The sequence below is a fragment of the Variovorax sp. OV329 genome (assembly GCF_900114785.1).
In the GTDB taxonomy this organism is placed as follows: domain Bacteria; phylum Pseudomonadota; class Gammaproteobacteria; order Burkholderiales; family Burkholderiaceae_C; genus Variovorax.
In genome coordinates, this window is the sequence record NZ_FOUG01000001.1 from 516,259 (window position 1) to 538,849 (window position 22,591).

A 22,591-nucleotide genomic window follows, 5' to 3' on the forward strand; every position below is an offset into this window, starting at 1 on the left:
CGGGGTCAGGGCCGGCTGTCGGGCGGGTCTTCGCGAAGCGGCTTCGCCGAGTGCGCGCGCCTGGACTTGATCAGCGAGTACACGCCGAAGGACGCGGCGATCAAGGCGAAGGCGAGGGCCTCGAAATGTTCCAGGTCGCCCAGCATGCGCTCCAGCGCATGGCCGAAGAAATAGCCGGCGCCTGCCACCAGAGGCGCCCAGATCGCGGCGCCCAGCAGGTTGAAGGCGATGAAGCGGGCGGGCGCGACGCGGCTGGCCCCGATGATGATCGGCCCCAGGATGCGCACCCCGTACATGAAGCGCACGCCCACGATGAGCTTGGCGTCGTGGCGCTGGAGCAGGCCCGCCACCTTGCCGGCGCGCTTGTGCAGGCGCGGATGGCGGGCAATGAGCAGCGGACCCCAGGCGCGGCCGATCCAGTAGAACAGCTGGTCGCCCAGCGCACCCGCGGCAAACGCGATGGCGATGATCGCCGCCAGCGACAGATGGCCCTGCTGGGCGGCGAAGCCCGCCATGACCAGCAGCGTCTCGCCCTCCAGCAGGCAACCGATGAAGACGGCCAGGTAGCCGTAGTCGACGATCAGCTGGGTGATGTGCGGCATGGGCCCCGGGCAGATGGAAAGTGGAGGGTGGCCCTCAATGTCGCGCGATTTCCGGCTTCCATCAAGCGCGGTAGCCCGGGCCTCAGGGCACGTTCGCGCTGGTGATGAAGAAGGGCCGTCCCGGCAGCGTCATGTCGCCGCCGTACTCGAAGGGGTACTGTGCGGGCGGCAGGTTGTTCGGCCCCAGGCCGCAGCCTGCCTTGGGCTGGCAGGCCATGCCCGGCCCCTGGTTGGTCCAGAAGATGACCGGGCCATAGCGGTAGTTGCGTACCGCCTTGCCGCCGAAGTCGGCCAGCGACAGCACCCAGCCTTCGGTGCCGTGGTTCTCGTTGTCCTCGATCATCACCGGGTCGACCAGGCGCGAGTCGGTCAGGACGGCGCGGCGCACGGTGCCGCTGTCGAGGCTGGGCGAGAAGTCCACCCAGCGGACCGCGCGCTCGGCGCGCGACAGCACCATCACCGTCTCGTTGATCCGGGTTCCGGTGTCGTTGGCGCTGCCGCGGAAGTAGGCGATGCTGGTCGGGTTGGCGCCCACCGCGACGCTGCCCACCTGCTTGAGCGAGCCCGTGCCGCTGCCGTTGCCCCAGCCGCCCAGGTCGAAGATGCGCAGCGCGCCTTCTTCCGTGGCGATCCAGCCGCGCAGCCTGCTGCCCCACAGCGTGGCCTTGACGGCCGTCGGCCTGGCGCCCAGGTCGATGGTCTGGACGACCTTCGGCTTGTCGCTGTCGGCCATCTGCGAGAAGGCGTAGGGCCACTGCTTGTCGGCCATGCCGACGGTGGTGGTCTTGTCGAAGTCGGCGCGCGTGCCGAAGTACATGCGGCGGTAGTAGTCGAACAGCGGCTTCAGGTCGATGAAGGCCGCGCGCTTCTCCGACTTGGACACCACGATGGCCATGCCGCCTCTTGCATTCGAGCCGCTGTTGCGGCCGGCGCCGGCGAAGCTCTGCCGGTGGCTCTCGTTCGAGAGCGCCATCTCGTACTCGGTGGTCATGCGGCCCGCGCCGTCCATGGGGCGGCCCGTCCAGGGATTCCAGCCGGTGGTGGCGGCGATCTCGGTGGGTGCGCGCATGCCTTCGGGCAGGTCGACGTAGCCCAGCACCTTCATGAAGCCGATGTTGCCGCGGTTGGCCAGGCCGGGGTTCACGGAGTTGCGTTCGCCCCAGCCCACGTCGCCCAGGTTGGGCTTGTCGACGGTGCAGCCGTTGCAAAGGCCCGCCAGCGCCACGACGGCGACCTGGCCCTTGAGCGCGACGGTGTCCCAGACGGTGACCAGCGCGAACTCGGCGCTGTTGGTCTGCGCGATGCCGGTGGGCACCTTGTTGGGTGCGAGTTGCACGCTGGCCATGTTGGCGGAGGTGTTGCTGCCCACGGCGGTCGACAGCCGGCCGTCCTGGTACGCCACGACCGACTCCAGGCACCAGCCGGGGCGGCCGTAGCAGCGCGCCGCGGCCACCGGGTTGTGCGCTCCGATGCTGTGGCCGTGGTTGTCGTCCAGGCCTTCGAAGTTGTTCAGGTCCGGGTTCCTGCCGGCCCACAGCGGCGCGGGTTGCGGGCGCTGCGTGAAGGTGTTGAAGGACTGCAGCAGGGTCTGGATGTCCGCCACGCCCACGCGCGCGCCCGGCGCGTCGGCCACGTACAGCACGTTCGCGAAGTTGGCGAAGTAGTCGCCGGGGTACGAGACGTCCGGACCGCCGACCTGCCAGTCGCCACCATCGGCGGCGTGCCTGCGAGGCGAGTTGGGACGCGCGTGCCAGGTGGTGCCGGACCGGGGCGCGGTGGACGCGGGGCCGTAGCGGTAGGCGACGCCATCGGCGCTGCTCATCTTGCCGGCCATGGCGACGTAGGCAGCCGGGTCGATGCGGCCGCTGGCGTCGACGATGTCGCCGCCCGACGCGCTGCCATCGGCGGCCAAGGCCACCTTGGAAGGCGAGGGCGCCGGTGGGCGGGCGGGTGAAGCCGCGGATGGCGTCGATGGGGCGGGCGTTGCAGCATGCGCGCCGGACACCCCCGCGCACAGGACACACAAGGCGATGGACAGGCGAAGGCGAGCGAAGTCTTTCATGGTCTTCAGGGTGGCGGCAGTCGGAACACCAGGGTGTCGAAGAAATGGAACTCCGCTTCCAGCGCCCACCGGATGTTGCGGGCCTGGCGGAAGCCGTGCTGCTCGCCGGCGAAGAGCAGGTACTGCGCGGTGATGTTCTTTTCGCGCAGCGCGGCGACCATCTGCTCGGTCTGGCTGGGCGGCACGATCCTGTCCTCCGCGCCCTGGAAGAAAGTGACCGGCGCCGACAGCCGGTCGGCATGCCGCACCGGCGAGCGGGCGGCCCAGTCCTGCGGTGCGATGAGCCAGTCGAGGTAGCGCGACTCGAACTTGTGCGTGTCGCAGGCCAGCGCCTGCACGTCGCTCACGCCGTAGTGGCTGCCGCCCGCCTTGAACGACTGGCGCAGTTTCTCGTCGGTGCTGGTCAGGCAACTCAGCACGGTGAAGCCGCCGGCACTGCCGCCACTGATGACCGTTCGCCCGGGGTCGACCAGTCCACGTTCAGCCAGGTGGCGCACGGCGGCGCCGCAGTCCTCCACATCGACGATGCCCCAGGCCAGGTGCAGGCGCTCGCGGTAGGCGCGGCCGTAGCCGGCGCTGCCCCGGTAGTCGACGTCGACCACCGCGATGCCGCGGCTGGTCCAGAACTGCACGCGCAGGTCCAGGGCGCGCGTGGCCGAGGAGGTGGGGCCGCCGTGGCAGCGCACCAGCAGCGGCGGCAGCTCGCCTTCGGGGGCCTGGAAGTCCGCGTTGGTCGGCGGGTAGTACAGCGCGAAGGCGGTCTGCGCGTTCGAGGTCGGGAACTCGATGGGCTGCGGCGCGCTGAGGTGCCGCGCAATCGCCGGATCGTCGGTGACGCCCGTGGCCTGGCGGACCAAGGTCGCGACCCCCGTGCGCGGGTCCAGCAGCACCACGGCGCTGGATGCCACGGCCGTGCCGCCGATGAAAGCCACCCTGCCGTCCTGCGCGCGCACCGAGGCGAAGTCGGTGTAGGGAAGGTCGTAGGGTTTCAATACGCCGCTGTGCAGGTCGAGCAGGGCCAACTTGCCCAGGCCGTTCTCGATGTACGCGCACACGGCTTCCTGCGCCGACAGGAAGGCGTAGGTCGACATGCCCAGCTTCCATTGCGCCCGGCCGAACTCCGCGGGCCGGGGGCAGACGTTGACGGCCGCGCCGTTCGCGTCGAGCCGATGCAGGTTCCACCAGCCCGAGCGGTCGGAGACGAAATGCAGCACGCCGTCCGGCGACCACTCTGGCTGGAACACCGATTCGCCCGCGCCGCCCGCCACCTGCCGCGCGTCGTGCACTGCGTTGCCGTCGAAGTCGCCGACCCACAACTGCGTCTGCACCCAGGGCATGTGCGGATGCCGCCACGAGAGCCAGGCGAGGTGCCTGCCATCCGGGCTCAGGCGCGGCGATGCGTAGAAGTCATCGCCCTGGACCAACACGGTGCCGGGGCCGGGTGCATCGAGCGACAGCAGGGCGATGGTGTTGACGGCTTCCCGGTCGGAGGCCATGTGGTCTTCGCGCACGCCGATCCAGAGCCTGCGCGCAAGATCGATGCGGCCGTCGGCAAAACGGAAGCCAGGTGGAGTCAGGGGATCGGGCTTGCCATCCGCGACCTGGCAATAGAGGCGCTGGTCCTGGAAGTGGCTGAAGCAGACCGTGTCGCCGGCGACCGCGACCGCCCCGCCGCCGTATTCGTGGACCCGCGTGCGCGCATTCATGTCCGCAGGCAGCACGTCGGCGATGCGGCCGTCGTCCTGCCGGCAAACCAGCACATGCCGCCCGGCCTCCTGCGGCCGGGCCTCGATCCAGTACAGCCGCCCGCCGTCGAGCTGCACGTCGAGCAGGTCGACCATCGAGCCGGCCACCAGCCCGGGGGTGATGGGCGATTCCCAGCTGCCAAAGGGAGCGGTCTTCATCGGCGGTCCTTCATCTGGACCGGATGATGGCACGGCCCCTTTGTCAGCCGCCCTTGAAGGTGTAGCGCAAGCCCACCCACGCGGTGCGCGGGGCGCCGGGCGTGTACAGCGTGGCCTGCGGCACCGGGTAGTCGCCGTTGGCATTGGCCGGCAGCGGCCGCGCGACATAGCTGCCATTGGGGGTGAAGCCATTGGCCCCCAGTTGGCCGGCGGTGGCGTAGTGCCGGTCGAACAGGTTGGTGACCTGCAGGAAGACCTTCCACCCCGGCTGCGGCTTGTAGTCCACGCCCAGGTTGAACACCGCGTAGCCGCCGGTGCGGCCCGAGCCCGTGTAGTAGAGGCCGTCCGGCGCCTGCTGGCCGTTCTCGTTGCCGCGCACGGCGGTTCCGCTGGCAGCGGTCATGTCCAGCCCGACGCGCCAGGACGTGGTGGGCTCCCAATCCACGTACACCTTGAGCAGCTGCCGGGGCAGCAGCGGAATGCGGTCGCCCGGCTGGATCTGGATGCTGCCCTCGGTGCCCGGAAAGCCGTCGGCCGCCGAGCTGTTGCTGCTGTTGCCGGTGCCGCCCACGGTCTCGGCACTGCGGTAGGTCGCGTCGAGGAAGCTCAGGTTGCCGCCCACCGTCCACGCCGCCGCGGGCTTCACATGCAGGCCCATCTCGACGCCCTGGCGCCGCGTCTTGCCGAAGTTCTTGAAGTAGCCGAAGCCGCTGGAGTCGTCGGCCACGAAGAGAAGGTCGTCCTTGTTGTCGGAGCGGAACACGCCGAAGTTCCAGACCACCTGCTTGGCCACCGTGCCGCGCAGCCCGGCCTCGAAGGTGGTGGTGACCACCTGCTTGAGCGGCGGGTCGCCCGCGAAGGCATTGGGCAGCTTGCAGGGGCTGGCCGGGTCGGCACAGCCCAGCTCGATGGCGGTGGGCGCGCGGCTGCCCTGGTTGGCGCCGGCGTAGACAGTGAGCGAATCGCTGGGCGCCCAGGTCAGGCCGACGGCAGGGTTGAAGCGGCTGAAGGTGTAGTCGCCATCCAGCGAGCCGGGGCCGCCGCCGGGCGTGAGGCCATCGGTGTTGCGCACCGAGGTGCGGTTGTAGCGCCCGGCCAGCGTGAGGTGCGTGTTGGCGCCCAGCGCCATGGTGTCGGCCAGGTAGAAGCTGCCGGTGTGCGAACGGCTCGACAGGTCCACGCGCGCATCGAAGGCGTCTTCCGATTCCTGGCTGCCGTCGGCGAAGGCACCGGGGCCGGCCACCGAGGCGATGCTGCGGTCGGGGTTGATGTAGCCGAACTGCGAGCTCTGGTTGAAGCTCACCCGGCTGGCGTCCCAGGCTGCGCCGGCCACCAGCTTGTGGGTGATGCTGCCGGTGGCGGCATCCAGCGAGAACTGGCCGGCCAGGCCGTAGTTCTTCTGCCGCGTCTCGGTCTGGTTGATGAGGCCGTTGCACTTCTCGTTGGGCTCGTCGTTGAGCAGGATGTTGGCGATGCAGCGCCATTTCGGGAAAGGCGTGTTGGCCGCGTTCTCGCCGCTGGTCGGGAAGCCGCTGTAGCCGGCCTGCGCCAGCGCGGCGCGTTCGGCGGCGTTGGGCTGGTAGACGGCCTGGTCCAGCGACTCGTCGTTCAGGTCGCCGTTGTAGGTGCTGGTCCTGATGTCGCGGTAGTAGGCGTTGCCCGAGAAGCTGAGCCTGTCGTTGAGCGCCTGGGTGGTGGCGAGGTTGAGGAACAGGGACTTGTTCTTCGTCTCGTCGGGAATGGTTCGCACGCTGCCCCAGTCGCGCTGCAATGCGCCGGCTTCCTGCGCGCCGTTGCCGGTCAGGTCGTTGTCCGCCAGCGCCAGGGTCAGCGAGACATCGCCGTTCTTGGTGGTACGGCCCACCTTGGCGAAGAGCTGGCGCAGGTCGGAGGGCGAGGACGGGCGCCAGCCGTCCTCGTGGTAGGCATTGGCGCTCAGGTACCAGTGCATGCCGTTGGTGGGGTCGTGGCCGCCGGTCTCGAACTGGGCGCCCACGCGGCCGTACTGGCCCGCCAGCACTTCCACCATCGTGCCCCGGTTGCTGATGCCGTCCTTGGTGTGGATCGACAGCGCCCCGCCCAGCGTGTTCAGCCCGAACAGGGGGTTGCTGCCCGGCACCAGCGTGATCGAGGAGATGGCGTTGCGCGGGAACAGGTCCCAGCTGACCACGTCGCCGAAGGGCTGGTTCAGCCGCACGCCGTCGAGGAACACCGAGAGGCCCTGCGGCGTGCCCAAGAGCGGCGAGGCGGTGAAGCCGCGGTAGTTCACGTCGGGCTGGAAGGGGTTGCCCTGCGTCTCGGTGACCGTCACGCTGCCCAGGGCGCGGGACATGAAGTTGGTGATGTCGGGCGCATGCATGCGCTCCATGTCGGCGGCGGTGCCCGTCTGCACGTTGCCCGGGATCTGGTCGAGCGGCAGGTCCAGGCCGGGCAGCGGCGCCGCCTCGATGACCTCGATGGTGGGGAGTTCGCCGGCGTTGGCGGGCGGGCCGGCCGGCGCCTGTGCCCGCGCCGCCAGGGCGTGGCACAACAGCAGGGTGGCGGTGGCGACCTGCGCCAGTCGCGGCATGACGGCTGGCCGGATGCCCCGGATTGCATGAATGGACTGTTTGAAGCGCGGCACGGCATTCCCCTGGTTGTCGTGGAAGCACGCGCGACTGGCGGCCTCGGCGCAAGTTACACGCGCGGTGCTGTGGTCGAACAGGGAAAACTTCCCGGCGTCGCCACCTGAGCGAGCGTGCGTGCGCCACGACCGCGGTCAACACACCGCCGAAGTCCGCGCGCAGCTCACTGTCATGTCCTTGTGACACTTGCCGCCGCCACGATGCGCGTGCCAGGCGGGCGCGCACTTTGCGGCTATCCCGTTTGATGGATGTTCAACGCCTGCCTGCGGAGGATGATGCGTCCCGATCGTGATGACTCACTCCTGCCGTCGGAATGCGCACCAACAGTTCTTCCTGCCCGCGGCCCGCAGCCTTTGCGGAGATGACCGACGGCATTCGTGAAAGTGCGACGCTGGCACAGAATCTCGTCGGCCGCAGCGCGCTCTTTCGCGAAGCGATGGAACTCGTCCAGCTGTACGCCGCCTGGCAGGCGCCCGTGCTCATCACCGGCGAAACCGGCACCGGCAAGGAGCTGGTCGCGCGCGCCGTGCACTACCAGAGCCGGCGCAGGCACCGGCCCTTCATTCCCGTCAACTGCGCGACGCTGCCCGACAGCCTGGTCGAGAGCGAACTCTTCGGCCACACGCGCGGTGCCTTCACCGATGCCAGCCAGGCGCGCGAGGGACTGGTTCGACTCGCCGAGGGCGGGACGCTGTTCCTGGATGAGATGGAAGCTCTGTCGCCGCGCGGCCAGGGTGCGCTGCTGCGCTTTCTGCAGGACTCGAGGTACCGGGCATTGGGTGGCAACCAACTGCACCATGCGGACGTGCGGGTCGTCGCGGCTTCCAACATCGACCTGCATGAACGGGTGGCGGCGCACGCGTTTCGCGACGACCTGCTGTATCGGCTGGACGCGTTCCGCGTGAACCTGCCGCCACTGCGCGAGCGCCTGGACGATCTGGAACTGCTCGTTGCGCATCTGCTGGCCAAGGCCGCACACCAAACCGATGGCCTTGCGCGATGCATCGACGATGCAGGCGTGGCACTGCTTCGCGCCTACGACTGGCCCGGCAACGTGCGCCAGCTGGAAAACGTGCTGCTCAAGGCGCACGTGGTCTGCCCGGGAGCCGTGGTCGGGGTGGCCGAACTGCAGAGGTGCGCGCCTGAACTGTTCCAGGCCGGCGCGTCGGCACACGCTTCACTCACGCACTCGCATTCGCTGCGCGAAGCCAAGCGCGCGGCCGTGGACCAGGCCGAGCGCCGCTTCGTCGAGGATTGCCTGTCGCGCACGGCCGGCAACATCAGCGCGGCCGCGCGGCTGGCCGGCATGGAGCGGGCATCGCTGAGCCGCCTGGCCAAGAAGTACGGCCTCAACGTGCGTGCACTCAGCAGCGTCTAGCGCGCCTCCTGCTTCCCGGGTCTCCTTCTCTTGAATCTGCCGCGCCACCGGCGCGGCACGATCAGCGCGCTGCGGCGCCGTGTCACCGCATGCACACCCCGTGTCCGCGGCGACACACAGGCGCCGCAACCCCGTCCGCCTTCGCGATCCGCCCAGCGCAACCTGCTGACCGATCGGCTCGACCGTGTTCCCGGCCACACGCCGCACTTTCGCGCGTCTTCATGAAACCCAATCGAATCAAGCACTTGCGCCCATGCAGGTCATGGCACGCGAACTGCAAGACGTAACGCTCGTGACTTCGTGGGTGTCCGCAATGCCCGGCACGTCTACAGATGCGGTGACAGAAGTGGCAGCCGCCTTGCGCCGCTACCTGCGCGCACATCCGCAGGCCTGCGACACCTCGGAAGGCATCGCCGCCTGGTGGCGGCCCTTGCCCCCGGTCGCGGGGAATGCGCCGGATGTGGTTGCCCAGGCGCTGGCTGCGCTGGTGGCCAGCGGCGAGATGGAGTGCGCCCTGGGCCCCGACGGCCAGGCGGTTTACCGCGCTGCGCGGCCCGCAGCGCGCAAGGGAATGCAGGTGGAGCCGCCAGGTTCCTGATCGTCAACCGAAAAGTGGGGGATGTATGCCCAGTGCCCTGAGTTACCCAGGCGTCTACGTGGAAGAAGTGCCCAGCGGCGTTCGCACCCTCACCGGTGTGGCGACCTCGATCACGGCCTTCGTCGGGCGGGCCGCCTCCGGCCCCACCAACAACCCCGTGATGCTGACGAGCTTCGCGGACTACGAGCGGCAGTTCGGTGGCCTGGCAGTGGACTGTCCCATGGCCTATGCCGTGCGTGATTTCTACCTGAACGGGGGCGCCCTGGCACTGGTCGTTCGGCTGGTCGGCACGGCGGCGGACCCCGACGCTGCCGACGCACCGGATCCCGCGTCGGCCGCCACCCTCACGCTGCCCGCCGGGCTGGTGCTCACGGCTGCCAGCCTGGGTGCGTGGGGCGGACGCCTGTCTGCCGCGGTGGACTACGACACCGACAACGGCCTGCCCGCGGCCGACACCACGCGCTTCAACCTGCGGCTGCGCTACCGCGTACGGCCGGGGCGCGACGACTTCGTCTTCGAGACCATCGGCTCGGTGTGCACCACGGCGACGGACCCGCGCTACCTGCCGCTGGTGCTGGAGCGCGAGTCGGCGCTGGTGCGCGCGCTCGGCGCGGTGCCCGCGGCGCGGCCCACCGCCACCGTGACGCCCACCACCATCACCTGGATCGACGCGGTCGGCGGCAACGACGGTCCGGCCCTGCGCGGCGACGACCTGCTTGGCAACGCGGCGGGCCGCACCGGCATCCATGCGCTGGCGCATGCGGACCTGTTCAATCTGCTGGTCATTCCGCCGCTGGCGCGCAACACCGCCAGCCTGCCATCGACCTACACCCCGGTACCGGCCAACGTGTGGCAGGCCGCGTTGGCGATGTGCGTGGAGCGCCGTGCGATGCTGGTGGTCGATCCCGATCCCGCCTGGGCCACTCCCGCGGCCAGTGCAGTCAGCAACGCGCAGACCGGCCGCACCGGCCTGAACCTGAGCGGCCCCGGCGCCCGCAATGCGGCGCTGTACTTCCCCTGCCTTCGCATGGTCGATCCGCTGCGCGACAGCCGCGTCGACACCTTCATGCCCGGCGGCGCGGTGGCCGGCATCATGGCCCGCACCGACGTGGCCCGCGGCGTGTGGAAGGCGCCGGCCGGGCTGGACGCCGCGCTCAACGGCGTGCAGGACCTGCAGATCAACCTCAACGACCTGCAGAACGGCCAGCTCAACCCGCTGGGCATCAACTGCCTGCGCTCCATGGGGGTGAACGGCCGCGTGGTGTGGGGCGCGCGCACGCTGCGCGGTGCCGACGCCAGCGCCGACGAATACAAGTACGTGCCGGTGCGCCGCCTTGCCCTGTTCCTCGAGGAAAGCCTTTACCGCGGCACGCAGTGGGTGGTGTTCGAGCCCAACGACGAGCCGCTGTGGGCGCAGGTCCGCCTGAACCTCGGGGCCTTCATGCAGGGCCTTTTCCGCCAGGGCGCATTCCAGGGCGCCTCGGCGCGCGATGCCTACTTCGTCAAGTGCGACAGCCAGACCACCACGCAGGCCGACATCAACCTGGGCGTGCTGAACGTGGTGGTGGGCTTTGCGCCGCTCAAGCCCGCCGAGTTCGTCGTCATCAAGATCCAGCAGATGGCCGGCCAGATCCCAACCTGATCGAGGAAGAACGACATGGCACAGTTCAGCGTCAACGCCACCCGGTTCGATCCGTACAAGAACTTCAAATTCCGCGTGAAGTGGGACGGCCGCTACGTGGCCGGCATCTCCAAGGTGGGCGCGCTCAAGCGCAGCACCGAGCCTGTGGAGCATCGCGAGGGTGGAGACCCCTCGTCCACCCGCAAGTCGCCGGGGCGCACCAAGTTCGAGGCCATCACGCTGGAGCGCGGCGTGACCCACGACGTGGAGTTCGAGCGCTGGGCCAACAAGGTGTGGAACTTCGGCTCGGGCCTGGGCGCCGAGGTGTCGCTGTCGAGCTTTCGCAAGGACCTGATCATCGAGGTCTACAACGAAGCCGGCCAGCTGGCCATCGCCTACAAGGTGTTTCGCTGCTGGGTGTCCGAATACCAGGCGCTGCCGGACCTGGACGCCAACGCCAACGCCGTTGCCATCCAGACCCTGAAGCTCGAGAACGAGGGCTGGGAGCGCGACTACGACGTGGTCGAACCCGCCGAGCCGACCTTCAACGAGCCGGCCTGACGGGCGCTGCATAGCAAGAGGAGGGGAGAGCGATGCGTGCGCTGGCCGGCTCCGAACTGCTGATGCTGTGGGAGCGTGGCGCCAGCCGCCACGCGCTCGACCGCGGCGCGCTGCTGGCGGCGGCGGCCCGGCCCGACTGGCCGGTCGACGCCATCGCCGACCTGCCGCTCGGAGCGGTCAACAAGAGCCTTCTGGAATTGCGCGCGGCCTGCTTCGGCTCGCGAATCGACGGTCATGCAGACTGCCCGCGATGCGGCCAACGCCTGGCGTTTGCGGTGGATGCGCACGAGTTGCTCGCATCCGCGCCCGATGATGATTCCCCGACCAGGCGCGAGGCCGATGTCGCCGGCCTGCGCGTGCGCGCGCCCAGCCTGCGCGACCTCGCCGCAGTTTCGGCCGAAGCCGATGCGGAACACGCCGCACGCCAGTTGCTTGCGCGCTGCACACTCGCCGGCGATGCAGCCCGACTGGATGACGCTGCGCGCGTGGCCGTCGAGGAAAAGCTGGATGCGCTCGACCCGCACGCCGATCTGGCCCTGGCGCTGCAATGCGTGGCGTGCGGGCACGCCGACCTGGTGCAACTGGACGCGGGCCAACTGCTGTGGGACGAGATCGAGGCACGCGCGCAGGCGCTGCTGCACGAGGTGCATAGATTGGCCAGTGCCTACGGCTGGAACGAGTCGCACATCCTGGCGCTGACGCCGGCCCGGCGCGCCAGCTACCTGGCGATGCTGGGGGCCGCATGACCGGGTTGCTGCACCGCCTGGCCGCGCGCGCCACCGGCACGGGCTGGACGGTGCGATCGGACTTGCGCCTGCCATGGGATGCGGCTGGCCTGGCGTCGACGCACGACGACGCGCCGCCGATCGAATCGGCTTTGCCCGGGGTGCGCGCGCCAGTGCGAGACCGGCAGGATTCGCCCGCTGCCCATTCGCACGAATCACCGCGCGCCGTCTCGCGACGCGCGCAGGAGCCAGTCGTTGCAGACGAGCCCGTGGCGCCGCTATCGACGCTCGAACAGTCCGCACCTGCCAAGGAATTGCCGAAGCCACGGATGCCAGCGGCGCGGCAGCCACCTGCGGCATCCCATGCATCGGCGAAGGACGCAGGCGTACAGGCGAGGGCAACTGCGCAAACTTCCGAGCGGCCGCAGCCGTCGCCCAGGCAGCGCCAGGGCGAGCCGGCGCCGCTCTTGCCAGCCCGGCCAGCCACCGCAAGCCACGCAGCGCTGTCGCCCCGCGCGGGGCAGGGCCTTGCCGCCTTCCAGGTCGCGTCGCACACGCAGGCCGCCGCCGGCCAGGAGACCGAGGTCCACATCCACATCGGCCGGATCGACGTCACGGCCCTGCACGAATCGCCTCGCCCCAAGGCCCGGCCTCGTGAGCGCACGCAGGCAGTGTCGCTGGATGCGTACCTCGCCGCGAGGAGCAAGCAATGAGCACCGCCCTCGCCATCGCGGGCGTCAGCGCCGTGCTGCGCGACCTGCTCAACGACGGCCTGGTCAACCGCAACGTGAGTGGCGTGCTGGGTTCCAGCGTCACCGTCAGCCTGCTGGCGCCCGACCGCGTGGTGCCCACGGGCGGCACCGAGTCCTCGCAGCTCAACCTGTTCCTCTACGGCGTGACGCCCAACGCCGGCTGGCGCAACGAGGCCTTGCCTTCGCGCGACAACGCAGGCCGTGCTCGCCTGAGCAATCCGCCGCTGGCACTGGACCTGCACTACCTGCTCTCGGCCTACAGCGCCGGCGATCTGCATGCCGAGATCCTGCTGGGCTATGCCATGCAGCTGCTGCACGAGATGCCGGTGCTCACGCGCGAGGCCATCCGCACAGCGCTCAACCCGTCGCCCGCCACCGGCGCCACCTTGCCGCCTGCCTTGCGTGCGCTGTCCGACTCCGGGCTGGCCGAGCAGGTGGAACTGATCAAGATCACGCCGCAGCAACTCAACAGCGAGGAGATGTCCAAGCTGTGGACCGCCACGCAAAGCCACCTGCGCCCCAGCATGGCCTACAACGCCTCGGTGGTGCTGATCCAGGCGCTGCGCCCGGCCCGCACGCCTTTGCCGGTGCTCACGCGCGGCCGCATCGACGAAGACACCGGCCGTGAGACCGGCATCGCGGTGCAGCCCGGCCTGCTGCCCGCCGTGCCGATGCTGGTGCGCGCCGTGCCACCCCTGCGCCAGCCGGTGGCGGCCATCGGCGACACCGTGGCCCTGGCGGGCAGCCTGCTCGACGGCACCGGCCGCGAGGCATGGCTGCGCAACGACCGCTTCGACATCACCCAGATGCTGCCGGTGCTGGCCCCAGCGGCCGACCGCCCCGCCGCCAGCGTGGCGGCCTTCTCCCTGGCCGGCCAGCAGGCCACGCTGCCGGCCGGCACCTACCGCGTCAGCGTGCGCCTGACGCGGCCCGACGCACAGGGCGAAGACCGCCTGCACGAGAGCAACGCGCTGCTGCTCACGCTGGCACCGCGCATCACCAACCTGCCGCAGACCGTGGCGCGCGCGGGCAACGGCTCGGCCACGGTCACGCTCCAGTTCACGCCGGAGTTGCGCGAAGGCCAGCGTGCCGTGCTGGTGCTGGGCGCAGCGGAGGTGCTGCCGCAGACGGCCGGGGCCACGCCAGCATCGCTGGTCTTCGTGATTCCCGATGCACCCGTTGGCGTGCACCTGGCGCGCCTGCGCATCGACGACATCGACAGTCCCATCATCGACATGGACTTCGAGGCGCCCGAGCTGCCGCGCTTCCTCGACCGCACGGTGGAGATCACATGAACGCACCGGACCGCCTGCTGGCCTGGAGCGACGCCAACCAGCGCCTGCTGGCAGCGGAGTTCGCCTGGCTCGCCGCCCTGCTGGGGGACGGGACGCGGGACGCGTCGGCGGCGCAAGCCGAGGCCGCCGCACTGCGCGCCGCCATGCCCGCGCCCGCCGCCATCGACACGCTGGCGGCGCTGTTCTCGCTCAGCGCCTTCGAGCGCGACCTGCTGCTGCTGGCGGCCGGCGTGGAGATGGACGCGCGCATCGCCGGCCTGTGCGCGCAGGCCGGTGGCCAGGCGCATCGGCCCTGGGCCAGCTTCGGGTTGGCGCTGTCGGTGCTGCCCGAGCCGCACTGGAGCGCCATCGCGCCGGTCGAGCCGCTGCGCCGCTGGCGCCTGCTGGATGTCGACGACAGCGCCGGCATCGCCAGCGGCAGGCTGCGCGTGGAAGAGCGCGTGCTGCACTTCGTCGCCGGGCTGAACGCCCTGGACCATCGGCTGCAGCCCTTGCTGCGGCTGCAGCCGCCCGCTGGCGCCATGGGTTCGGACCAGCAGGCCGCGGTGGCGCAATTGCTTGGCCGCCTGCGCGGCGCCACCTCTGCGCTGCCCGCCATCGTGCTGGATGGCGACGATCCGGCCGGCCAGCGGGACGTGGCCGCCGCGGTCGCGCACGGGCTGGGCGCCGGCCTGTATCGCCTCGATGCGGCCGACGTGCCCACCGGCGCCGTCGAGCAGGCTCCCTTTGCAGCGCTGTGGCGGCGCGAAGCCGCGCTGCTGGGCTGCGGCCTGCTCATCGATTGCGAGGAGCGCGAGTCACAACGCGTCGTGGCGCGTCTGATGGAGCGCCTGGGCGGCCTGGTCTTCGTGAGCGGACACGAACTGGCGCTGGGTCACACGCCGCAACTGCGGCAGCGCATCGCACGCCCCGAGGCGCCGGAGCGCCTGCAACTCTGGCAAGCCGCGCTCGGCGGCAAGGCAGCGGCGCTGGGCCCGGTGGTCGAGGCCCTTGCCACGCAGTACCGCCTCGGCGCACACCGCATCAATCAGATCGCCGCACAGGCGCAGGGTCACGACGAAGCTGCAGACGCAGCGGCGCTGCACGAGGCCAGCCGCGGCACCGCGCACGGCATGCCCGGCCTGGCCCAGCGCATCGACACGCGCGCGGGCTGGTCCGACCTGGTGCTGCCCGAGGCCCAGCTCGCCGTGCTGCGGCAGATCGCGGCGCACGCGCGCCATCGCCTCAAGGTGCACCACGAATGGGGTTTTGCCGACCAGGGCGCGCGCGGGCTGGGCATTGCGACACTTTTCTGGGGCGACAGCGGCACGGGCAAGACGCTCGCCGCCGAAGTCATCGCCTCGTGGCTGGGGCTGGCGCTGTACCGCATCGACCTCTCGGCCGTGGTCAGCAAGTACATCGGCGAGACCGAGAAGAACCTGCGCAAGGTCTTCGACGCGGCGGAGGAGGCCGGCGCCATCCTGCTCTTCGACGAGGCCGATGCACTCTTCGGCAAGCGCAGCGAGGTCAAGGACAGCCACGACCGCTACGCCAACATCGAGGTCAGCTACCTGCTGCAGCGCATGGAGTCCTACGGCGGCCTGGCGATCCTGACGACCAACCACAAGGCCGCGCTCGATTCCGCCTTCCAGCGCCGGCTGCGCTTCGTCGTGCACTTCCCGTTCCCGGACCAGGTGCAGCGCGAAGCGATCTGGCGCACCGTGTTCCCTGCCGGCGTGCCGCTGGATGCGGGCATCGACCACGCCCGGCTGGCCCGGCTGAACGTAGCCGGCGGCACCATCCGCAACATCGCCCTGGGCGCTGCCTTCCTGGCCGCTGAAGCCGACACGCCCATCGGCATGGCCACGCTGCTGCAGGCCGCGCAGCTGGATGCGGCCAAGCGCGACAAGCCCTGCTCGGATGCGGAAACGCGGGGCTGGGTCTGAGGTCCGCCATGCCACGCCTCGTCCTGCACATCGACCGGCTCGTGCTGCATGGCGTGGAGCGCGCTGATGCGGCCGGCGTGGCCGACGCGCTGCAGGAGCAGCTGGGCGCGCTGCTCGCAGCCGGCGGCAGCCCGCTGGCCGCGCAGGGCAACACGCATGCCCTGCAGGCCGGACGGATCCGGCTTCCGCATGACGCAGGCGCCGCGGCCCTGGGCCACGCCGTGGCCACGCGCATCGCGGGCGATCCGGCTGCCGGTACCGGCACCACGAAAGGGGCGCCGCCATGACACGCGTGCACAGCACCCGTCTCCCGGCCGCCGCTGCGCCCAAGACCGAGACTGCGAAAGCAAGGGCGCCTGCCGCTGCCTGGCTGCAGCCCAAGCTGGCCATCGGCGCACCCGGCGACGCCCATGAGCAGGAAGCCGACGCGGCCGCCGACCGCGTGCTGCAGGGCGGCGGCCGGCCCGCGCTGACGCCGCTGCGCGCGCCCGCGATACAGCGCCAGGACGACGAGGCGAAGAAGAAAGAGCCGGACCCGATTGGCGATGGCCTGGGGGTGGTGGCCGCCAACCTGGGCGAGAGCAACCCGGCCTTCGGCGTCTTCACCGAGAAGCTGGCATCGGACTTCATGGCCCACCCGCCGGCGCTGAGCGTCGGCGTGCCGGTGTTCATGGGCGCCAACTACGCCTTCCTGTGGAGCATGGCCATGGTCAACCCGGCCATGCGTCGCAACTTCGACGACTTCAACCTCGCGATGCTGCCCGGCCTGGTGCCGCAGTTCCCGGTCAAGACCTTCACCTATCGCATCCTGGACGGCCAGCAGACGCGCTTCGAATTCGACTTCGGCCTGGACGCCAGCGCCTTGCTCAAGGCCTTCAACAACGGCGTACTGAACACCCGCCTCTCCAGCCTGAAGTTCGACAGCAGCGGCCGCTTCGGCACCGCCCCGGGCGCCGCACCGCTTTCGCTGTCGGCGATGCAGGTGCGGCTCGGGCTGTTCAGCGACGGCATCAACCTGTCGGGTGGCTTCAGGAACGGCATCTCGCCCTATCCGCTCATCGAACCCGGCGGCAGCGTGATGGCCCAGACGCCAGCCATGCCCGACCTCCAGGCCGGCCGGCAGGACGTGCGCTTCGCGCTCAACCTGGACCTGGTGCGGCTCTACCAGCACTTCAATCCGGGCAAGCCCAACCCGCTGGGTCCGCAGATCGACGTGTCGCGCGAAGCGCGGCAACCCGCGCAGGCGCCCGGCGCGCGCGAAAGCAGCCCGGCCGCAGCCGCCGCGGTGCAGTCCACGCTGGCCGGAAGCGGAACGCCGCTGGAGCCTTCGACGCGGCAGTTCATGGAATCGCGCTTCGGCCACGACTTCGGCCGGGTCCGCGTCCATGCCGATGCGCAGGCCGCGGGCTCGGCGCAGTCGGTGGGCGCGCGTGCCTACACCGTGGGCAGCGACCTGGTCTTCGACCGCGGCCAGTACGCGCCGGCCACGCCAACCGGCCGCCACCTCCTGGCGCACGAGCTGGCCCACGTGGTGCAGCAGGGCGGCGGCGCCGGCCTGCTGCAGCGCCAGCTCACGGCCAAGGAGCTGGACGACTTCGACACCGACGACTTCGCCGTCAAGACACTGGAGACCTACCTGGCCACCCACGGCCCGGGCAAGATCGAGGACAACAACGACAGCGACGACAAGGCGCGGCGAATCGTGCGCCTGTGGAAGAACAAGCAGGCGCCTTTCGTCGAACTGAGCGCGCAGCAGAAGATCCTGCTGATCCAGGAGATGCAGTCCGGCTACACCGGCAACGACGACGAGCGCGGCATCCTGGCGCTGCTGCTGAACAGCCCGCCGGGCGATCTCACGGCCATCTTCGCGGCGATCAACCCGGAGGAGCTCGACAGCGATTTCCAGGGCGCCGAGGAAACCGTGCTGCGCGATTTCTACGACCAGCAGTTCACCGGCGGGCGCAAGGCGGCGCTGGCCGGTTCGCGCACCCTGCGCCGGGCCAAGGCCGACGAGCCGGCCGTGAAGGCACCACCGGCGGACGAACCCGCGCAGGCCCCCGGCCCACCGCGCCAGGACTATGTGTTCATCATGGGCGTCGACAAGCGGGGCGAGCCTTTCTACAGCGACGCGGAGCGCTTCTTCAGGGCGCACCGGCCGAAGGCGGTGTTCGTGACCGACAAGCGCAGCCTGGCCGAGGTGCTTCGCTACGTCGCCGACAAGATCAAGGCGCCCATCGGCAACCTGTACCTGGTCTCGCATGCCAACGAGGACGGCACGCTGATGTTCGGCCTGGACCCACGCGATCCGGACCACAAGCTCAACGCCACCGAACTTCGAAAGGCCCTGCACCCCACCGAGGGCAACTCCGCGCTGGCGAAGATCGGGCCACAGGTGGATGCCTACACGGTGGTGCGCATCAAGGGCTGCGATCTCGGTCGCAACGGCGAGATGCTGGATCTGCTGGACGAGGCGTTCGGCGGGCGCGGAACCGTCATCGCCCCCACGCACGAGCAGACCTACGGCACCGACCCGGATCTCGGCGATCGGGCGGGTGCGCAGTTCGCGCGCGGCGATGCCGCCTTCAATGCGAAGCTCGATGCCGATCATCCGGAGCCTCCGGCGGTCGACAAGACGCTCAAGGGCAAGGCCCTGCTGGAGGCCCAGAAGGCCCGCAGGGACGCGGTGGCCAAGCGCAAGGCCGACATCGCGGCGGCGCGCAAGCAGCACGAAGCGGAACGCAGCGCCGCCACCGCCAAGGGGCTCACTTTCGAAGGCTTCTCGGGGCCCATGTTCCAGCACACGGGCGATGCGAAGTTCGGTGTGGACGAGTTGTTGCCCAAGCTCAAGGTCCTGTATCCCCACCTGTCCCCCGACCAGCGCAAGTCGCTGGCCGACCGGCTCGTCAAGGACGATCCGCGCCCCGAAGCCGAAGCCAGGGTCAACACCACCTATGGCCAGCAGGGCCAGCGCCTGTATCGCCATGAGTTCACGGAGGAAGGATTCGAGCCGGCCGATGCCAGCGAATTCCTGGCCGCCCAGCGCACGATGCGCGGCGGCGTCGCGACCGGCTTCAAGGCCGGCCCGCTCACGTCGACCCTCGTCGAGCCCAAGGGGAAGGGCGGCTCGCCCAAGCGCCTGTATACGGTGACCGGCAGCCTTCCCGACGGGGGCACGATGACCTACGACATCGACTCCAGGGTGCTGCCCACGCTGGCCGAGCTGGCCGCCACGGCACGCGCCTCGCTCAACAACCCGGCCAAGTACGAGTGGACGCAGGAGCGCAAGCACGATGCCGCCGGCAACACCAAGTTGCTGGTCACCGCCAAGCGCGTGATCGCCTACCTGCACCACGTCAGCCTGGATGCCTCGCCGCACGAGCACTTCACGCGGCCAGAGTCCGATCCCGCCTTCCACGCGAAATCGACATTCGCCCCACCAGAGGCGCCCGCCCCATGAGCACCACCCCCAACTCCCCGAAGCTGATCAAGGGCGGACTGGTGCTGGTCGACCCTGAATCCGCCCAGGTCAAGCGCGTGATCTCGCTGCAGTACAACGCCGATTCACTCACGCGCAAGCTGCAGGCTCAATCGGTCGGCGGCGAGGGCACGGACCGCACCGAGCCCATGCGCTTCAAGGGGCCGGCGGTGGAGACCATCAGCTTCGAGGCCGACATCGACGCCACCGACCAGCTGGAGTTTCCACAGCAGAACGCCACGGCCACGGCGCACGGCATCGCGCCGCAGCTGGCGGTGCTGGAGGCCCTGCTGTACCCCGGCGCCGCGCAGCTGCAGCGCGTGGACAGCCAGGCCAGTTCCGGCACGCTGGAGATCGCGCCCATGCTCGCGCCGCTGCTGCTGTTCGTCTGGGGCAAGAGCCGCATCGTGCCGGTGAAGCTGGCCGACTTCTCGATCACCGAGGAGGCCTTCGACCCCGCGCTCAACCCGATCCGCGCCAAGGTTTCCTTCAGCCTGCGCGTGCTGTCGGTGGACGACCTGGGCTTCTCGTCCAAGGGTGGGGCCTTGTTCATGACCTATCTGCAGGGCAAGGAGAAACTGGCCGCGAAGGTGCAGCCGGTGAGCTTCTCCGCGCTGGGCATCGGGGGCATCTCATGACAGTCGATCCGATCCAGGCCTTCATGCAGGCCAACGGCCTGGCGCAGCCGGCCTTCGCGCCCACCAGCCGCTACCACGGCCTGCCGCTGGCGCAGACCACCTTGCCCGATGGGCGAGAGGTGGTGTTCGTCACGCGGCGCTTCCTGCCGCCGCCGGAGAACTTCGCGCGCCTGGCCACCGCTACCGTCGTCGCAGGCGACCGGCTCGACAACCTCGCGGCGGAGCACCTGGGCGCGGCCGAGCAGAACTGGCGCCTGTCCGACGCCAACGGCGCGATGCTGCCCGAGGCGCTGGTGGCGCAGGTCGGGCGGCAGCTGGCCATCACGCTTCCCGAAGGCGTGCCGGCGCCTGGAGGGCCCGACGCATGAAGCGCTCGCAACGCCGCGGCTGCACCGGGCTGCCCGCGTTCTAGCAAGGCGCAGGACCATGTTCGCCAAAGGCATCCAGCTCAGCCTGATGATCGGCCCCATCGTGCCGATCCCGGTGCCGCGCGTGGTGATCGATGCGCTGCAGAGCGTGGAGGTGCGCACCGCCACCGGCAGCGCCAGCGGCTTCCAGCTGAAGTTCGCCATCTCCGCGCGCTCGGAGCTCAACACCATCTTCCTCCTGGCCGGCGTCAACTCCACGCCCTTCACGCCGGCGCTGCGCGTGCTGCTGGTGGTCACGCTCAACGGCCAGCCGCAACCGCTGTTCGATGGCGTGATGACCAACGTGCAGGTGCAGCCCGGCGGCCAGGGCCAGCCCGGCAGCCTGGTGGTCACCGGCGAGGACGTGACCAAGGCCATGGACAAGCAGGACTGGAGCGGCCTGCCTTTTCCGGCCGTGCCGGTGGAAGGCCGCGTGGCGCTGCTGTGCGCCAAGTACGCGCCCTTCGGCCTCATCCCGATGATCATCCCGGTGCTGTTCCCGGATGTGCAGATTCCCATCGACAAGATCCCGGCGCAGCAGGGCACCGACCTGGCCTACATCCAGGAACTGGCCAGCCAGGTGGGCTACGTGTTCTACGTCGAGCCGGGGCCGGCGCCGGGCACCAACATCGCCTACTTCGGGCCCGAGCTGAAGGTCGGCGTGCCGCAGCCGGCGCTGAACGTGGACATGGACGCGCTGACCAACGTCGAGTCGCTCAGCTTCAGCTTCGACCCCGAGAAGGGCGTGCTGCCGGTGGTGTTCATCCAGAACCAGCTCACGCGCGTCCCGATCCCCATTCCCATTCCCAACCTGAACCCGCTGCAGCCGCCGCTGGGCGCGCTGCCCACGCCGCTGTCCAACATCAAGTTCATGAAGAACACGGCCAAGATGAGCCCGATGCGCGCCATCTCGGCCGGCCTGGCCGAAGCGGCGAAGTCGCAGGACGCGGTGACCGGCAGCGGCTCGCTGGACGTGCTGCGCTACGGCCGCCCGCTGAAGGCGCGCGGCCTGGTGGGCGTGCGTGGCGTGGGCATCGCCTACGACGGGCTGTACTACGTGAACAGCGTCACCAGCACGCTCAAGCGCGGCGAGTTCAAGCAGAGCTTCGAGCTCACCCGCAACGGCCTGGTGTCGATCACGCCCAAGGTCCCGGTCTGAAAGAGAGATGCACGTGAGCGAGAAGTTCTACGGCAAGTACCGCGGCATGGTGCTCAACAACATCGACCCGATGCAGATGGGCCGGCTGATGGTGCAGGTGCCCGATGTCGGCGGACCGATGCCTTCGACCTGGGCCATGCCCTGCGTGCCGGTGGCCGGCATCCAGAACGGCATGTTCGCGCTGCCCATGATCGGCTCGGGGGTATGGGTCGAGTACGAGCAGGGCGACGCCGACCATCCGATCTGGGTGGGCTGCTTCTGGGGCAGCGCGGCCGAGGTGCCGGCGCTGGCGCGGCTCACGCCGCCCGCGGTGCAGGCCATCACCTTGCAGACCCCGCTGCAGAACGGCCTGACCATCAGCGACCTGCCCGGGCCCACGGGCGGGATCATGCTCAAGAGCGCCACCGGCGCGACGCTGATCGTCAACGACACCGGCATCTACATCCAGAACGGCAAGGGCGCCTCCATCGTCATGACCGGCCCCACGGTCACGGTGAATGCCGGCGCGCTCACCATCGTCTAGGAGCGCCCAGCATGCCCGGCCCCCTCCTGCACCTTGGCGCCACCGTGCTGTGCGCGCACGGCGGCCAGGCGACGCCCAGCGCGCCGATGCCGCGCGTGCTGGTCTCGGGCCAGCCGGTGGCCACGCAGGCGGCGCCCTACCTGGTGGCCGGCTGCGCCTTCTCGCCACCGCAGGGCAACGGCCCCTGCGTCACGGCGCAATGGATCGTGGCGGCCACGCGCGTGTTCGCCGCCGGCCAGCCGGTGCTGCTGATGAGCGGCCAGGCCATCTGCGCACCCACCGGCACGCCGTTGATGCCGGTGGCCGCGCAGACGCGGGTCATCGGCACCTGAGAGGGAGACG

19 protein-coding genes are annotated in these 22,591 nt (G+C 70.0%); 15 read left to right on the top strand and 4 right to left on the bottom strand.

Features of this window, described 5'->3' with window-relative positions; translation table 11 throughout:
• Nucleotides 1–5: 5 nt before the first annotated feature.
• The 4 genes from BM345_RS02400 to BM345_RS02415 form a co-directional block, all read right to left on the bottom strand.
• Nucleotides 6–602, bottom strand: a complete 597-nt coding sequence (locus BM345_RS02400; protein ID WP_093375097.1) for a DedA family protein — start codon at nucleotides 600–602, stop codon at nucleotides 6–8.
• Nucleotides 603–684: 82 nt separating this feature from the next.
• Nucleotides 685–2,664, bottom strand: a complete 1,980-nt coding sequence (locus BM345_RS02405) for a hypothetical protein (protein ID WP_139237449.1) — start codon at nucleotides 2,662–2,664, stop codon at nucleotides 685–687.
• Between the two features lie 5 nt (nucleotides 2,665–2,669).
• Nucleotides 2,670–4,568, bottom strand: a complete 1,899-nt coding sequence (locus tag BM345_RS02410; protein ID WP_093375101.1) for a prolyl oligopeptidase family serine peptidase — start codon at nucleotides 4,566–4,568, stop codon at nucleotides 2,670–2,672.
• Nucleotides 4,569–4,611: 43 nt separating this feature from the next.
• Nucleotides 4,612–7,137, bottom strand: a complete 2,526-nt coding sequence (locus BM345_RS02415) for a TonB-dependent receptor (RefSeq protein WP_093375103.1) — start codon at nucleotides 7,135–7,137, stop codon at nucleotides 4,612–4,614.
• A 416-nt stretch (nucleotides 7,138–7,553) separates the two neighbouring features.
• On the opposite strand from BM345_RS02415, the gene BM345_RS02420 reads away from it, so the two are divergent.
• The 15 genes from BM345_RS02420 (at nucleotide 7,554) to BM345_RS02490 (ending at nucleotide 22,581) form a co-directional block, all read left to right on the top strand.
• Nucleotides 7,554–8,570, top strand: coding sequence for a sigma-54 interaction domain-containing protein (locus tag BM345_RS02420; protein ID WP_175544873.1), 1,017 nt, complete (start codon nucleotides 7,554–7,556; stop codon nucleotides 8,568–8,570).
• A gap of 337 nt (nucleotides 8,571–8,907) precedes the next feature.
• The gene (locus tag BM345_RS02425) at nucleotides 8,908–9,168 is read left to right on the top strand and encodes a hypothetical protein (RefSeq protein WP_139237450.1); all 261 of its coding nucleotides are present in this window, start codon (nucleotides 8,908–8,910) and stop codon (nucleotides 9,166–9,168) included.
• 25 nt (nucleotides 9,169–9,193) lie between these two features.
• Nucleotides 9,194–10,810 carry a phage tail sheath family protein gene (locus BM345_RS02430; RefSeq protein ID WP_093375109.1) on the top strand — a complete coding sequence of 539 codons (1,617 nt, stop codon included), beginning with the start codon at nucleotides 9,194–9,196 and terminating at the stop codon, nucleotides 10,808–10,810.
• A gap of 15 nt (nucleotides 10,811–10,825) precedes the next feature.
• Nucleotides 10,826–11,350, top strand: coding sequence for a phage tail protein (locus BM345_RS02435; RefSeq protein WP_093375111.1), 525 nt, complete (start codon nucleotides 10,826–10,828; stop codon nucleotides 11,348–11,350).
• 32 nt (nucleotides 11,351–11,382) lie between these two features.
• Nucleotides 11,383–12,096, top strand: a complete 714-nt coding sequence (locus BM345_RS02440; protein WP_093375113.1) for a hypothetical protein — start codon at nucleotides 11,383–11,385, stop codon at nucleotides 12,094–12,096.
• On the top strand, nucleotides 12,093–12,788 hold the full coding sequence (locus tag BM345_RS29595; RefSeq protein WP_139237451.1) for a hypothetical protein: 696 nt from the start codon (nucleotides 12,093–12,095) through the stop codon (nucleotides 12,786–12,788). The genes BM345_RS02440 and BM345_RS29595 overlap by 4 nt, the downstream gene beginning before the upstream one ends.
• A complete protein-coding gene (locus tag BM345_RS02450) occupies nucleotides 12,785–14,122 on the top strand; it encodes a Pvc16 family protein (protein WP_093375116.1) in 1,338 nt (445 codons plus the stop codon). The genes BM345_RS29595 and BM345_RS02450 overlap by 4 nt, the downstream gene beginning before the upstream one ends.
• Complete coding sequence (locus BM345_RS02455; RefSeq protein ID WP_093375118.1) at nucleotides 14,119–16,047, top strand: AAA family ATPase; 1,929 nt, start codon at nucleotides 14,119–14,121, stop codon at nucleotides 16,045–16,047. Before BM345_RS02450 ends, BM345_RS02455 begins: the two co-directional genes overlap by 4 nt.
• Before the next feature lie 8 nt (nucleotides 16,048–16,055).
• A complete protein-coding gene (locus BM345_RS02460) occupies nucleotides 16,056–16,334 on the top strand; it encodes an alpha/beta hydrolase family protein (RefSeq protein WP_093375120.1) in 279 nt (92 codons plus the stop codon).
• Nucleotides 16,331–19,504, top strand: a complete 3,174-nt coding sequence (locus BM345_RS02465; protein ID WP_254789450.1) for an eCIS core domain-containing protein — start codon at nucleotides 16,331–16,333, stop codon at nucleotides 19,502–19,504. The genes BM345_RS02460 and BM345_RS02465 overlap by 4 nt, the downstream gene beginning before the upstream one ends.
• On the top strand, nucleotides 19,501–20,160 hold the full coding sequence (locus BM345_RS02470) for a CIS tube protein (protein ID WP_093375122.1): 660 nt from the start codon (nucleotides 19,501–19,503) through the stop codon (nucleotides 20,158–20,160). Before BM345_RS02465 ends, BM345_RS02470 begins: the two co-directional genes overlap by 4 nt.
• Nucleotides 20,157–20,528: a hypothetical protein gene (locus tag BM345_RS02475; protein WP_093375124.1), complete on the top strand. Its 372-nt coding sequence runs from the start codon at nucleotides 20,157–20,159 to the stop codon at nucleotides 20,526–20,528. Before BM345_RS02470 ends, BM345_RS02475 begins: the two co-directional genes overlap by 4 nt.
• Before the next feature lie 58 nt (nucleotides 20,529–20,586).
• Nucleotides 20,587–21,726: a hypothetical protein gene (locus BM345_RS02480; RefSeq protein WP_093375126.1), complete on the top strand. Its 1,140-nt coding sequence runs from the start codon at nucleotides 20,587–20,589 to the stop codon at nucleotides 21,724–21,726.
• A gap of 7 nt (nucleotides 21,727–21,733) precedes the next feature.
• Nucleotides 21,734–22,249: a phage baseplate assembly protein V gene (locus BM345_RS02485; RefSeq protein WP_175544874.1), complete on the top strand. Its 516-nt coding sequence runs from the start codon at nucleotides 21,734–21,736 to the stop codon at nucleotides 22,247–22,249.
• A gap of 11 nt (nucleotides 22,250–22,260) precedes the next feature.
• Nucleotides 22,261–22,581 (top strand): hypothetical protein, encoded by a 321-nt coding sequence (locus tag BM345_RS02490; RefSeq protein WP_093375128.1) that lies wholly within the window; start codon nucleotides 22,261–22,263, stop codon nucleotides 22,579–22,581.
• Nucleotides 22,582–22,591 lie beyond the last annotated feature (10 nt).

What these genes read in the sequence shown, in the direction of transcription:
- BM345_RS02465 (WP_254789450.1), top strand. Translation starts at nt 16,331, where the DNA reads ATGACACGCGTGCACAGCACCCGTCTCCCGGCCGCCGCTGCGCCCAAG.
- BM345_RS02490 (WP_093375128.1), top strand. Translation starts at nt 22,261, where the DNA reads ATGCCCGGCCCCCTCCTGCACCTTGGCGCCACCGTGCTGTGCGCGCAC.
- BM345_RS02485 (WP_175544874.1), top strand. Translation starts at nt 21,734, where the DNA reads ATGCACGTGAGCGAGAAGTTCTACGGCAAGTACCGCGGCATGGTGCTC.
- BM345_RS02475 (WP_093375124.1), top strand. Translation starts at nt 20,157, where the DNA reads ATGACAGTCGATCCGATCCAGGCCTTCATGCAGGCCAACGGCCTGGCG.
- BM345_RS02455 (WP_093375118.1), top strand. Translation starts at nt 14,119, where the DNA reads ATGAACGCACCGGACCGCCTGCTGGCCTGGAGCGACGCCAACCAGCGC.
- BM345_RS02460 (WP_093375120.1), top strand. Translation starts at nt 16,056, where the DNA reads ATGCCACGCCTCGTCCTGCACATCGACCGGCTCGTGCTGCATGGCGTG.
- BM345_RS02420 (WP_175544873.1), top strand. Translation starts at nt 7,554, where the DNA reads ATGACCGACGGCATTCGTGAAAGTGCGACGCTGGCACAGAATCTCGTC.
- BM345_RS02470 (WP_093375122.1), top strand. Translation starts at nt 19,501, where the DNA reads ATGAGCACCACCCCCAACTCCCCGAAGCTGATCAAGGGCGGACTGGTG.
- BM345_RS02430 (WP_093375109.1), top strand. Translation starts at nt 9,194, where the DNA reads ATGCCCAGTGCCCTGAGTTACCCAGGCGTCTACGTGGAAGAAGTGCCC.
- BM345_RS02410 (WP_093375101.1), bottom strand. Translation starts at nt 4,568, where the DNA reads ATGAAGACCGCTCCCTTTGGCAGCTGGGAATCGCCCATCACCCCCGGG.
- BM345_RS02480 (WP_093375126.1), top strand. Translation starts at nt 20,587, where the DNA reads ATGTTCGCCAAAGGCATCCAGCTCAGCCTGATGATCGGCCCCATCGTG.
- BM345_RS29595 (WP_139237451.1), top strand. Translation starts at nt 12,093, where the DNA reads ATGACCGGGTTGCTGCACCGCCTGGCCGCGCGCGCCACCGGCACGGGC.
- BM345_RS02405 (WP_139237449.1), bottom strand. Translation starts at nt 2,664, where the DNA reads ATGAAAGACTTCGCTCGCCTTCGCCTGTCCATCGCCTTGTGTGTCCTG.
- BM345_RS02435 (WP_093375111.1), top strand. Translation starts at nt 10,826, where the DNA reads ATGGCACAGTTCAGCGTCAACGCCACCCGGTTCGATCCGTACAAGAAC.
- BM345_RS02415 (WP_093375103.1), bottom strand. Translation starts at nt 7,137, where the DNA reads ATGCCGCGACTGGCGCAGGTCGCCACCGCCACCCTGCTGTTGTGCCAC.
- BM345_RS02440 (WP_093375113.1), top strand. Translation starts at nt 11,383, where the DNA reads ATGCGTGCGCTGGCCGGCTCCGAACTGCTGATGCTGTGGGAGCGTGGC.
- BM345_RS02400 (WP_093375097.1), bottom strand. Translation starts at nt 602, where the DNA reads ATGCCGCACATCACCCAGCTGATCGTCGACTACGGCTACCTGGCCGTC.
- BM345_RS02450 (WP_093375116.1), top strand. Translation starts at nt 12,785, where the DNA reads ATGAGCACCGCCCTCGCCATCGCGGGCGTCAGCGCCGTGCTGCGCGAC.